The organism is Acinetobacter sp. UBA2063, from assembly GCF_002333245.1.
Taxonomy (GTDB): domain Bacteria; phylum Pseudomonadota; class Gammaproteobacteria; order Pseudomonadales; family Moraxellaceae; genus Acinetobacter; species Acinetobacter parvus.
On the sequence record NZ_DDAH01000271.1, the window covers coordinates 1 to 11,997 of the forward strand.

Annotated in this window: 11 protein-coding genes and 3 pseudogenes; 11 read left to right on the forward strand and 3 right to left on the reverse strand. The window is 42.2% G+C overall.

The window, feature by feature from the left end:
- From B4H32_RS12610 to B4H32_RS12625, 4 genes and pseudogenes are all read left to right on the forward strand, one after another.
- Positions 1-101 (forward strand): annotated as a pseudogene (locus B4H32_RS12610) (hypothetical protein); the annotation flags it as partial.
- Between the two features lie 77 nt (positions 102-178).
- Positions 179-308: pseudogene (locus tag B4H32_RS12615) on the forward strand (ATPase); the annotation flags it as partial.
- A gap of 19 nt (positions 309-327) precedes the next feature.
- Complete coding sequence (locus B4H32_RS12620; RefSeq protein ID WP_004777279.1) at positions 328-792, forward strand: peroxiredoxin; 465 nt, start codon at positions 328-330, stop codon at positions 790-792.
- 68 nt (positions 793-860) lie between these two features.
- A pseudogene (locus B4H32_RS12625) lies at positions 861-959 on the forward strand (glyoxalase/bleomycin resistance/extradiol dioxygenase family protein); the annotation flags it as partial.
- Here the strand turns inward: B4H32_RS12625 and B4H32_RS12630 are convergent.
- Entirely contained in the window at positions 937-1,542 is a 606-nt protein-coding gene (locus B4H32_RS12630; protein ID WP_004676866.1) for a nicotinate-nicotinamide nucleotide adenylyltransferase, read from the reverse strand. The pseudogene B4H32_RS12625 and the gene B4H32_RS12630 overlap by 23 nt on opposite strands.
- A 109-nt stretch (positions 1,543-1,651) precedes the next feature.
- Between B4H32_RS12630 and B4H32_RS12635 the strand changes: the two genes are divergently transcribed.
- A complete protein-coding gene (locus B4H32_RS12635; protein ID WP_004769583.1) occupies positions 1,652-2,452 on the forward strand; it encodes an enoyl-CoA hydratase-related protein in 801 nt (266 codons plus the stop codon).
- A gap of 111 nt (positions 2,453-2,563) precedes the next feature.
- On the forward strand, positions 2,564-3,325 hold the full coding sequence (locus B4H32_RS12640) for a nitroreductase family protein (protein ID WP_004682672.1): 762 nt from the start codon (positions 2,564-2,566) through the stop codon (positions 3,323-3,325).
- 4 nt (positions 3,326-3,329) lie between these two features.
- Here the strand turns inward: B4H32_RS12640 and B4H32_RS12645 are convergent, their stop codons facing one another.
- Both B4H32_RS12645 and purL read right to left on the reverse strand, forming a co-directional pair.
- A complete protein-coding gene (locus tag B4H32_RS12645; protein WP_010589174.1) occupies positions 3,330-3,644 on the reverse strand; it encodes an NIF3 1 in 315 nt (104 codons plus the stop codon).
- A gap of 100 nt (positions 3,645-3,744) precedes the next feature.
- On the reverse strand, positions 3,745-7,575 hold the full coding sequence (gene purL / locus B4H32_RS12650) for a phosphoribosylformylglycinamidine synthase (RefSeq protein ID WP_286803382.1): 3,831 nt from the start codon (positions 7,573-7,575) through the stop codon (positions 3,745-3,747).
- A gap of 376 nt (positions 7,576-7,951) precedes the next feature.
- Between purL and B4H32_RS12655 the strand changes: the two genes are divergently transcribed.
- From B4H32_RS12655 to B4H32_RS12675, 5 genes are all read left to right on the forward strand, one after another.
- Positions 7,952-9,292 carry a deoxyguanosinetriphosphate triphosphohydrolase gene (locus tag B4H32_RS12655; protein ID WP_004676853.1) on the forward strand — a complete coding sequence of 447 codons (1,341 nt, stop codon included), beginning with the start codon at positions 7,952-7,954 and terminating at the stop codon, positions 9,290-9,292.
- A 146-nt stretch (positions 9,293-9,438) separates the two neighbouring features.
- The gene (ruvA, locus tag B4H32_RS12660; RefSeq protein WP_286803384.1) at positions 9,439-10,047 is read left to right on the forward strand and encodes a Holliday junction branch migration protein RuvA; all 609 of its coding nucleotides are present in this window, start codon (positions 9,439-9,441) and stop codon (positions 10,045-10,047) included.
- A 7-nt stretch (positions 10,048-10,054) separates the two neighbouring features.
- The gene (gene ruvB / locus B4H32_RS12665) at positions 10,055-11,053 is read left to right on the forward strand and encodes a Holliday junction branch migration DNA helicase RuvB (protein WP_286803386.1); all 999 of its coding nucleotides are present in this window, start codon (positions 10,055-10,057) and stop codon (positions 11,051-11,053) included.
- A 59-nt stretch (positions 11,054-11,112) separates the two neighbouring features.
- Positions 11,113-11,520 carry a tol-pal system-associated acyl-CoA thioesterase gene (gene ybgC, locus B4H32_RS12670; protein ID WP_004676848.1) on the forward strand — a complete coding sequence of 136 codons (408 nt, stop codon included), beginning with the start codon at positions 11,113-11,115 and terminating at the stop codon, positions 11,518-11,520.
- 24 nt (positions 11,521-11,544) lie between these two features.
- A partial coding sequence (locus tag B4H32_RS12675; RefSeq protein WP_286803390.1) for a MotA/TolQ/ExbB proton channel family protein occupies positions 11,545-11,997 on the forward strand: 453 nt, incomplete at its 3' end.

Below are 11,997 nucleotides of genomic sequence, written 5' to 3' on the forward strand. Positions count from 1 at the left end.
AGGATTTACAGGCTTGCCTAGGTGCACCACTGGTGTCTAAGCTTGAAAAGTTAACTGAAGAAGCAATGAAAGCTGCTCAGCAACAAGCTCCTAAAAAGTAAGCTTGTATTGTTCAGATTAAAGCCTGCATAAATGCAGGCTTTTTTGTAGGCTCTGTTAAACTTTCCTTTATGCTGAAAAAGGGGGAGAATTCCATACCACTGTGATTGAGGGGGCGGATTTTTAACAAAGCTATTCCTGTACGTCATGGAAATATTGTTTATGATGAAGAATATGTTTTTTTAGCCCTTGAATCAGATCAAATTTAGCTTAGGCAAAGGATACAAAATGTCTGAACAAATCCAGTTACCCAATCAAGGATTTCCAGCCACTCAGGGCGAAATCAACCTAGCCGAACTCACAAATGAATGGCTGGTATTATATTTTTACCCAAAAGATTCAACCCCTGGCTGTACAACCCAGGCGGTTGGCTTTTCCTGCCTAAAAGACCAGTTTGATGGATTGAACTGTAAAATTGTTGGTGTATCACGCGATTCGGTCAAGGCACACCAGAACTTTACCGAAAAACAGGCACTGGCCATTGACCTGATTAGCGATAAAGAAGAAGTGCTGTGTAAACACTTCGATGTGATTAAGGAAAAAAATATGTATGGCAAACAGGTGATGGGGATTGAACGCTCCACCTTTATTTTCCATAACAAACAACTGGTTAAAAGCTATAGAAAAGTAAAAGCGGCGGGACATGCCGAACAGGTGCTTGAAGATTTGAAAGCACTGCAAGGAGCTTCGTAAGCCTAGGTAACAAAAGGCAAGTTTCACTTTGGTGTTCGTTGAGAGGAAGCCTGATGCAGTCTGGTACATTCACTAACCCCCAAATTGAAAAAACAGACTGGTAAACTCTGGAACTGAGCATCACCGATCCATTTTCAAACCGAATCATCTTTTGGGAAGATGCTTAATCTCCCTACCTGATGATGCCTCAATATTGGAACGGTCATTGGCATTAAACTTTTGTTGTAAGGTCTGGTAAGTTGATGTTTTTTGAAATTCTTCAAGAAAATAGACTGTGCCTTTAGGGAAAAATTCAGTCTGAATCTCACCTCGATAATAGGCTTCTCGCATAGGCGTAGCGGAAATAGAATCCTTTAAGCTATCTAACTCAACCATTTCCCATTCTGGAAATAAAGCTAAATAATACGAAGATTCATCTTTGAAGTGACCAATCAAACCTACTTTTGCATTTGGCTGAACCACTTTATTGACTAAATCTTTAACCTGTTTAACCCATTTTTCATCGTTATACACATCGACTACATGGACAAAGTGAATCCGTTTTTGCTCATCCTCAGGGAAATTGGCAAGAATCATTTGCTCACGTTCATGGGCTAAAAATGGATTTTTGATATTCCGTTCTGATTGTGCTGAACCTAATGCCAATATCACATGCTGACTTTGCTGCAACGCAATTTCAATCGTTTGTAGATGTGCCAAATGAAAAGGCTGAAAGCGTCCAATAAAAACAAGATAGTCAAATGTGTACATAGGCGTAATTTCACTTTTTGTGAACTCATCAGTTGCACCATGTAACGCAAATATGCGACATAATGAGAGCACTTAAAAAATCAATCTGGATTAAAGCAAGGATAGTACGATGACACTTAGCTGTATTCAACAACCTCATCAACATTTGCAAGCAAATTTAGAAGATGGCGTACTCACCTTAGCCATTAACCGTTCAGAAGCAAAGAATGCACTTTACGGCGAACTTTATCTATGGATTGCAAAAGCATTAGATGAAGCCGATACAAATAAAGATGTACGTGTTGTGATTTTACGTGGTGCAGAACAAGATTTTACTGCGGGTAATGACATGAAAGACTTCATGGGCTTTATGCAAAAGCCATATGAAGGCAAAGCGGGTGATCAACCTCCATTTGTATTATTAAAAGCTGCGGCTCGTTTTTCTAAGCCACTCATTATCGCAGTGAAAGGTGTTGCAATTGGTATTGGTGTAACAATCTTATTACATGCTGACATCGTATTTGCAGACAATACTGCCCTATTCCAAATTCCATTCGTGAGCCTTGGTCTTTCTCCAGAAGGTGCTGCGAGTCGTTTATTGGTCAAACAAGCAGGCTATCAAAAAGCGGCTGAATTATTATTCACAGCGAAGAAATTTGATGCTGCAACAGCAGTAAAAGCAAATCTTGTAAATGACGTTGTTGAAGATCCCTATGCAACAGCTCAACAAACCGCTCAACATTTAGCAGCATTACCTTTAGCATCTCTAAAACAAAGCAAAGCGCTCATGAAAAAAGACTTAGCTGAAATTATTGCTTGTGTCGATGAAGAAGCTGAAATCTTTATGCAACGTGTCCGCTCACCTGAAATGATGGAAGCGGTACAGGCATTTATGCAAAAGCGTAAACCTGATTTTTCCCAGTTCAATTAATGAGGTAATCACTCATTAATGAAAAAAACCACTTCATTGCAAAATCGAGGTGGTTTTTTTATTGAACGTCCCAATTTAAATATAAAATAACTTTAGGATGACACTTTCCTCATGTCAGAACACACACAAACTGAAAAGAAACGTTATTACGAAGCCGCGCCACAGGACATTGATGTTGACAATTTCCGTAAGGTGATTGAAAGCCGTCGTTCAGTACGTAAGTTCACGGATAAACCGATTCCAAGTGAAATTTTAGATGAATGCTTAGATTTGGCATTGCTTGCACCCAATTCATCAAACTTACAGCCTTGGACATTCTATGTGGTGCAAAATCCGAGTAAGAAAAAGCAACTGGTTAAAGCGTGTTTAGGACAACTTGCTGCTAAAACTGCCTCAGAATTGATCGTATGCGTAGCGCGTACAGATCGTGTTGATGAAATGGCAAAACGCAATATTAGTGAATTTCCATTTCCTGAAGCCCCTGCAATGGTACAAAAATATTACCGCTTTATTCCGTACAACTATAAAACTGGTTATTTCAATGCATTAGGTAACTTTAAAAAAGTTGCATTTAAAGTAGCCCGCACACTTGATAAACAACTTCCTGTAACTGCATTTAACCCTGCCGATGCCAAATTATGGGCAACTAAAACCACAGCTTTAGCCTGTGAAAACCTTGTATTGGCATTACGTGCCTATGGTTTTGATAGTTGTATGATGGAAGGTTTTGATGAACCTTTGGTTCGTAAAATCCTGAAACTCAATGATCAACAATATCCTGTCATGGTGATTGGTGCTGGTGAGCGTGCTACAGATGGTGTGTTTTTCCCGCAATATCGTTTTGACCGTGATTTATTTATTCAAAAAGTCTAAAAAATTATTCAATATCTAATATTTGAATAAACTCAAAGGCAGGCTCTTCATAAGGATGGCTTGCCTTTAATGCTTTTGCGACAGCACGTGCCTTTTCTTCTGTAACAATGGTTTCTACCCGCCATTCCTCAAGCTGTTCCAGTTCATCCAACTGCCCTAAAAATGGATTTGCACCTTTAACCGGCTTAAACTGCCCGATGCCTTTCACTTGCCATGCACAGTGTTCATAATTCCCTATCCCACCTGCACCCGCTTCAAAAACAGCAAGTTTGGTTGATTCAAGATGTGATTCAGGTACATAATAAATAAGTTTTAGCATATTCTTTTTGATTTCATTGTTCTTGTTCATTCATCGTTATTTTATATTGAATCTAACAATAAAATAAGCCACCTGATGGTGGCTTATTTCTTGATTTATATTAACCAATAAATTTACGTGCATTACGGAACATTCGTAACCATGCCCCATCTTCGGCCCAGTCTTCAGGCTTCCAAGAGTGCTGTAAGGCACGGAAGTTACGCTCTGGATGTGGCATCATCACGGTTGCACGACCATCTTTAGATGTTAAACCTGTAATCGCTTCAGGTGAACCATTCGGGTTCAATGGATAGTGCTGCGTTGGATTCCCCAAACTATCCACATAACGCAAAATCACTTGGTTTTCAGCATTTAAAGCAGCCAATTGCTGCGTATTTGCAACTAAACGCCCTTCACCATGCGCCACGGCGATTGGTAAAATCGAACCTTGCATATCTTCAAGCAATACCGAAACTGATTTTTCTACACGAACGTTGACCGCACGCGCTTCAAAGACTTCTGAGGTATTACGATGGAAACGGCCCCAATGCTCTGCACCTGGAATCAATGGTGCAAGTTGCGACATCATTTGACAGCCGTTACATACGCCTAAGCTGAAAGTGCTCTCACGATGGAAGAACTGCTCAAACTGGTCACGTAACTTGGCATTGAACAATACTGATTTCGCCCAGCCACCACCAGCGCCCATTACGTCACCGTATGAGAAGCCACCACAAGCCACTAAACCTTCGAAGTCACTTAAGCTCACACGACCTGCAAGCAAGTCACTCATGTGTACATCGATGGTATTGAAGCCGACTTTGTCAAAAGCAGCTGCCATTTCAACATGACCGTTCACACCTTGCTCACGCAAGATGGCCATGTTTGGACGGCGTGTATTGATAAATGGCGCTTCTACTGGCTCATTTAAATCATAAGTTGCTTGAGCAATTAAACCTTTGTGGTTTTTATCTGCAATTAAAGCAAATTCTTGATCAGCCGTTTCAACGTTGTCACGTAGGCGCTGAATTTGATGTGACACTTCTGCCCACGCCTGTTGTAATTCAGCACGCTCAAGCGTTAAACCATTGACAACCAATTGATCTGTTGTATTGACACTTCCCACAACCGCGATTGTATCTTTCAGGCTCGACGCTGCAACTTCAACTTCTAACTGCGCCCAATCAGCAGCAGTAATTTGCAGTACTGCACCAATTTCTTCAGCAAATAAGCTTTCTGTTGATTGATTTTCTAATGTTACACCTAAGCGTGAAGCAAACATCATTTCAGCAACAGTCGCCAATAAACCGCCATCACCGATGTCATGGTAAGCCTTGATCACACCACGATTGTTCCAGTCTTGAATCAAGGCAAAGAATGCTTTGAAGTCATCAAAACTATCAACATCAGGTGTCACAGAACCAATCGCTTTGTACACTTGTGCAAGGATCGAACCACCTAAACGGAACTGACCTTTCGATAAGTCGATACGAACTAAGACTGAATCTGTAAGATTTTTGAGTTCAGGGGTTAATGTTTTACGAACATCTAACACTGGGGCAAATGCAGTGATCACGCCTGTCATTGGTGAAGTCACCGCTTTATCTTCGCCGTCATTCCAAGTCGTGCGCATTGAAAGTGAATCTTTACCGACTGGAATTGCGATACCCAATGCAGGACACATTTCCATACCAATCGCTTTCACACCTTCAAACAAAGCTTGGTCTTCACCTTTTTGACCTGCCGCTGCCATCCAGTTTGCAGAAAGTTTGATATCGCTGATTTGTTCGATGTTGGCACAAGCAATATTGGTAATCGCTTCCGCAACCGCTAAACGAGCCGATGCCGCAGGATTTAACAATGCCACAGGTGGACGTTCGCCCATTGCCATCGCTTCACCCGTGAAGCCTTGCAAGCTTGTCGTCGTTACCGCTGCATCTGCGACAGGCACCTGCCAACGGCCAACCATTTGATCACGTGCAACCATACCAGTAATGGAGCGGTCACCAATGGTGATCAGGAATGATTTAGACGCAACTGTTGGGTTTTTCAATACACGGAAAATCGCATCTTTCAAATCAACTTTCGCAGCATCAAAGTCGTTACCCGTACGTTCAATCGTTTCATATGAACGTTGCATACGTGGCGTACCGCCTAAGATCACCTGCATTGGAATATCGACAGGCTTGTTTTCAAACAAAGGATCTTCAACCGTTAAGTGACGCGCTTCAGTCGCCTCACCGAGTACCGCAAACGGGCAACGCTCACGGGCACAAATTTCTTCAAACTGTTCTAAAGATTCTGGGCGGATTGCAAGTACATAACGCTCTTGCGCTTCATTTGACCAGATTTCTATCGGGCTCATGCCTGGCTCTAAAGATGGAATCTTACGAAGGTTCAATATAGCACCTAACTCATGATCATTCACAAGTTCAGGCATCGCATTGGATAAACCACCCGCACCGACATCATGTACAGATACGATTGGGTTAAAATCTTCTAAGCGCCAGCAGGTATCAATCACCTCTTGGCAACGGCGTTCCATTTCTGGGTTTTCACGTTGTACTGAAGCAAAGTCTAAGCTCTCACCCATGGTTCCGCTATCGACAGAAGATGCAGCACCACCACCAAGACCGATTAACATGGCAGGACCACCCAATACAATGAGCAAGTCACCTGGTTGGATTGCATCTTTTTCTACATGATCAGGACGAATGTTACCGTAACCACCAGCGATCATAATTGGTTTATGGAAACCTTTCACTTCACCATTGACATTCTGTTCAAAGGTACGGAAATAACCATTTAATGCAGGGCGACCAAATTCGTTGTTAAACGCAGCGCCACCTAAAGGACCTTCAATCATAATTTGAAGTGGTGATGCCATACGGCTCGGTTTACCGTAATTTTCTTCCCAAGGCTGTTCAAAACCTGGAATATTTAAGTTTGAAACGGTAAAGCCAGTTAGACCTGCTTTCGGTTTACCACCACGACCTGTTGCACCTTCATCACGGATCTCACCACCCGAACCTGTTGCAGCTCCCGCAAATGGAGAAATTGCGGTTGGGTGGTTATGGGTTTCCACTTTCATTAAAATGTGGGCAGCTTGACTCTTATACTTATAGACAAAGTGACCATTTTCATCCGCTTTTGGATAAAAACGCATGGTGTCATAACCCACGATCACAGACGCGTTATCTTTGTAGGCGGATAACACATCCGTTGGTGATTCTTTATAGGTATTCTTAATCATTTGGAACAATGACAATGGCTGTTTTTCACCATCAATTGTCCATTCAGAACCAAAGATTTTATGACGACAATGCTCAGAGTTTGCTTGAGCAAACATCATCAATTCGATGTCATTTGGATTACGACCCAGCTTAGTAAATGCTTCGGTTAGATAATCAATTTCCTGCTCAGATAAAGCAAAGCCAAACTCATTGTTGGCTTTGACTAACGCTTGTTTTCCTTGACCCAAGATATCAATTGAGTTCAATGGCTTTGGTGCTGTTTCAGTAAATAATGCTTTTGCATCATCAATTTGAGCAAAAACAGTTTCTGTCATACGGTCATGTAAGGCCAATTTCACTTCGTTCGAAATCTCATTTACACCTTTTAATGTAAATAACAGACCACGCTCTAAGCGGTGAATTGGGGTATTGCAGTTCTGGAAAATATCGGTTGCTTTAGATGACCAAGGCGAAATTGTGCCAACACGTGGTGTCACTAAAATCTGGATCTCATCACTTGCAGCCTGGCGAAGTTCAAAAGATTGACCATCGTTTAACAATTGTAATGCCGATTGATGTTGCTGCTCGTTGAGCGCTTGATCAAACAAATAGACCCATTGGCTGTCAAAAGATTGAACAGAACTCATTGACGCTAAACGGTTTAAGAGTTGAGCTTTCTTAAAAGAAGAATGTGCTGCTGCACCGGCCACGATAAACATGCTGACTTTGGCTCCACGGGCAGGTCTAACCAACCTACCGCAATGTGACTTATGAGAGAGCGCATATTCTACTGTGAAAGCCTGCTTTCAGCTAGCCATATCCATCTTAAAAATCAGAGTTTTCTATGCCAAGTCATTTAATTTCTTCTCGCTTTATCGCTTTTCCATATTCGTAACAATTCATTTGCTTTGTAGAGTGCATCACATTTCCAGTCTGGGACTCTTTTTCTACGCCGCCCAACTTTAATTACCAAGATAGATGAAATATAGAATTCTGATTCACTTCATGATCCAAAGACAACTTGTGTCGCCCTACCCTAGTGCTTTCATCTTTTTTTTGGCATGATAAAGCTGAACTCATAGTGAATAATAATCAATGGAACAAATGCGTTGGTTGGAATTGCTTTCCGCAATTCGTTTAGGCAGTAAAAAAAGCAGTACAGAATTGGCCCGAAGCCCATTCCACAAAGATTACGACAGAATTATATTTTCCCAAAGCTTTCGTCAACTGAATAGAAAAACACAGGTTCACCCACTCACTCAACATGATGGTATCCATACCCGCCTTACCCATTCGCTTGAGGTTTCCTGTATTGGCCGCTCTCTGGGCATGCTGGCTGCGGAGAAGATTAAAGATGAACTACCCATGTGGATTTCCCCTGCGGATGTCGGTGCGATTATTCAGGCAGCCTGTTTGGCCCATGACATTGGCAATCCACCTTTTGGTCATGCAGGTGAATATGCGATTCGTGAATGGTTTGATGATGCCTCACATCGGGACTTTTTAACTAAACTCACGCCAGAAGAAGCAGCCGATGTCCGTCAATTTGAGGGTAATGCGCAAGGACTTCGTTTGTTAAGCCGTATTGACTATCATCCTGACGATGGTGGTATGCGTCTAACCTATGCCACATTGGGGGCTTATTTAAAATATCCATGGCTTTCCAAAACCATTGAGGAACAAGGTGATATTCCGTCACATAAGCGAGCCAAGTTTGGTTGCTATCAATCTGAAAAAGAAATTTTAAAACAAATTGCCGAGCAACTCGGACTAATTCAGTTGGGCGAATATCATTATTGCCGTCATCCACTCACTTATTTATTGGAAGCAGCCGATGATATTTGCTATGCATTGATTGATCTGGAAGATGGCATCATCCTCAACATGCTGAATTATGCCGAAGTTGAGCCTATTTTCCTGAACCTGATTGTGGATTATGGCTATCCAGAAGAGCTGCATTTACCACATACCACATGGCAACAAAAAATCGCTGCCCTGCGTGGCCGTGTGATGAAACGTCTGGTCGACGAAGTCACCACAGCTTTTGCCAAATATCAGTATGAAATCCTGACAGGACAGCTTCAAGGCAGTTTACTGCAATATTGTTCACCTGATATTGAGGCAGGTATTCAAACTGCCAAGAATCTTGCCAAAGATCGGATTTTTGAGCATCCACAAAAATCAGGTCTGGAAATCATTGCGCATCAAAGTTTACAGACGATTTTAGATGCTTTCGTACCATTGACCATGCCACATAAAGCCCTCAGCTTTAAGGAACAGCGTTTGATGTCAATTTTGCAACATTCGGGCGCACATTTCCAGAACAACCATTACCATAATATTATGCAAGTTCTGGATATTATTAGTAAGTTTTCTGACCATCAAGCTTATAGTTTAGCGCAAGAGTTACAAGGCAATAAAGTTGGGTTCTTCTAAGAAATAAGATTTACTCAGGCTATTTTTATTTTGATTGATTTGAATAAAATCCACGCGAAATCACAAATAAATATGAAAAGCCATTTTGCGTTTAGAGCAAATGGCCTCTACTATTCAACCATTAATAAATAAGTGAAAATGACTCAATGATCGGATGTTTAATTGGCGAAGTGTTTGCCTTGGAAGCCCCAACAGTTTTACTCAATGTGAATGGTGTTGGCTATGAAATAGACACACCACTTTCGACATTTTGCCAATTACAAAAGGGCCAGAAAGTGACATTATGGACGCACTTGGTGGTCCGTGAAGATGCCCAGCAACTCTATGGCTTTAACGATGCGCAGGAAAAAACCATTTTTCGCACTTTGCTGAAAGTGAATGGTGTCGGTCCTAAAATGGCTTTGGGAATATTATCCACATTAAATGTTGAGCTATTGATTCATACCATTGAACACGATGACATCAACACCCTAATCAAGGTTCCTGGGGTTGGTAAGAAAACTGCTGAACGCTTGATGATTGAATTACGGGATCGCTTCAAGGCATTGGCACAGTCAACCAGTAGTAGCAATGCAAGCCCAACCACGGCTCAAATCCAGTTTATGGCAAACTCACCTGTTGCTGAAGCCGAAGCGGCATTGCAGTCACTCGGCTATAAACCTACTGAGGCACAAAAAGCGGTTGCAGCCGTTAAGGCAGACTATACAGAATCTGCCGATATTATTCGTGCGGCACTTAAATCCATGATGAAGTAATACCTATATGCAAGATCGTCTTATTAGCGGAACAGAAAAACCAGAAGATCATTTTGATCGTGCAATTCGTCCAACTTCATTGGCAGACTATATTGGGCAGCCTGTAGTCCGTGAGCAAATGGAAATCTTCATTGGTGCCGCACGTGGACGTGGTGAAGCACTCGATCATACCCTAATTTTTGGTCCACCTGGTTTAGGTAAAACTACACTGGCCAATATTATCGCTCGGGAAATGGGCGGTAATTTAAAATCAACTTCTGGCCCTGTGTTGGAACGTGCAGGCGATTTGGCCGCAATGCTCACCAATCTTGAAGAGGGCGATGTTCTTTTTATTGATGAAATCCACCGCCTTTCTCCAGTGATTGAAGAAATCCTTTATCCAGCGATGGAAGATTACCAACTGGATATCATGATTGGCGAAGGCCCCGCTGCCCGTTCAATTAAACTGGACTTGCCTCCATTTACACTGGTTGCAGCCACTACCCGTGCTGGTCTGCTCACCTCACCCTTACGTGACCGTTTCGGGATTGTGCAACGTTTGGAATTTTATTCAGTTGAAGATTTGACTTATATCGTTGGGCGTTCTGCACGTTTGATGGATGTACTCATGACAGATGATGGTGCAATGGAAATTGCTCGCCGTTCTCGTGGTACACCTCGTATTGCCAACCGTCTGTTACGTCGAGTTCGTGACTATGCCCAAGTCAAGGGTACAGGTGAAGTGACTCAGGATATGGCCCAACGTGCCTTGGATATGCTGAATGTGGATAAGGCAGGTTTGGATACACTGGATCGCCGTTATCTCAGCATGTTACTTGAGCGTTTTGAAGGTCGTCCAACAGGTGTTGAAGCTTTAGCAGCCGCGATGGCAGAAGATAGTGGAACACTTGAAGATGTGATTGAGCCATATTTGATTCAACAAGGTTATGTGATGCGTACCGCACGTGGTCGAATTGCGACCAACATGGCTTATTTACAGTTTGGATTAACTCCGCCAGAAACATAAGTTTAAATTTCTTCCAACTCTCTTGAATATTCAGGGGAGTTTTGTATAAGGATGTCATCATGGCCAATCATTTTGAATTTAATATTCGTGTATATATCGAAGATACAGATGCGGGCGGGATTGTCTACCATGCCAACCACATCCGTTTTATGGAACGTGCCCGTACAGAATGGCTACGCTCCACAGGCATAGCACACTATTGGCATCAAAAGGATTATAGCTTTGTTGTCCACCAGATTCAGGTCAAATATGTACGCCCTATATTAATGGATGATTTAATTACCGTTACAGCGCGTGTTATTTCGTGTAAAGCCGCGTCATTTGTGTTGCAACAAAATATTTATCGTGGTGAAATCTTGCTGGCTTCAGGTGAGGTTACGTTGGCATGTTTAAACAAGGACTTGATGCCACGCAGACTTCCTGATGAAATTCGTGACCTGATTCAAAAAGAATTGGCACAGGACTAAAAATAAACTTTCGGCACTCAACTTATGGCAACAAATTTAGAATCTTCCCTGCACATTTCTGACCTGATTTTACAGGCCAGCCCTGTCGTACAATTGGTCATGTTGATCCTGTTACTTGCTTCTATTTTCAGCTGGTATTTGATCGCCAAACTATATATGGGCTTTAAAAAGGCAGCGCAGGATGATGAGCATTTTCAAAAAATATTCTGGTCAGGTGCCGAACTGAATACCTTATACAATAATGCCCAGCTCAACTCTAAACGTCGTGGCTTGGAAGATATTTTTTATCAGGGTTTGGGTGAGTTCTTTAAACTGCAAAAACGTAAGGCCGACACCAACCAGACCATCGAGGGAACTGAACGTATTCTTCGTGTTGGCTTAAGCCGTGATCAGGGCAGATTGGAGCAAGGTCTAGGCGCATTGGCAAGTATTGGTTCTGTTGCCCCTTATATCGGCCTGTTTGGTACGGTCTGGGGC

Excerpts from the sequence above, each read along its gene's own strand:
- ruvA (WP_286803384.1), top strand. The coding sequence starts at position 9,439 with ATGATCGGATGTTTAATTGGCGAAGTGTTTGCCTTGGAAGCCCCAACA.
- B4H32_RS12645 (WP_010589174.1), bottom strand. The coding sequence starts at position 3,644 with ATGCTAAAACTTATTTATTATGTACCTGAATCACATCTTGAATCAACC.
- B4H32_RS12655 (WP_004676853.1), top strand. The coding sequence starts at position 7,952 with ATGGAACAAATGCGTTGGTTGGAATTGCTTTCCGCAATTCGTTTAGGC.
- B4H32_RS12630 (WP_004676866.1), bottom strand. The coding sequence starts at position 1,542 with ATGTACACATTTGACTATCTTGTTTTTATTGGACGCTTTCAGCCTTTT.
- ybgC (WP_004676848.1), top strand. The coding sequence starts at position 11,113 with ATGGCCAATCATTTTGAATTTAATATTCGTGTATATATCGAAGATACA.
- ruvB (WP_286803386.1), top strand. The coding sequence starts at position 10,055 with ATGCAAGATCGTCTTATTAGCGGAACAGAAAAACCAGAAGATCATTTT.
- B4H32_RS12620 (WP_004777279.1), top strand. The coding sequence starts at position 328 with ATGTCTGAACAAATCCAGTTACCCAATCAAGGATTTCCAGCCACTCAG.
- B4H32_RS12635 (WP_004769583.1), top strand. The coding sequence starts at position 1,652 with ATGACACTTAGCTGTATTCAACAACCTCATCAACATTTGCAAGCAAAT.
- B4H32_RS12640 (WP_004682672.1), top strand. The coding sequence starts at position 2,564 with ATGTCAGAACACACACAAACTGAAAAGAAACGTTATTACGAAGCCGCG.
- purL (WP_286803382.1), bottom strand. The coding sequence starts at position 7,575 with ATGTTTATCGTGGCCGGTGCAGCAGCACATTCTTCTTTTAAGAAAGCT.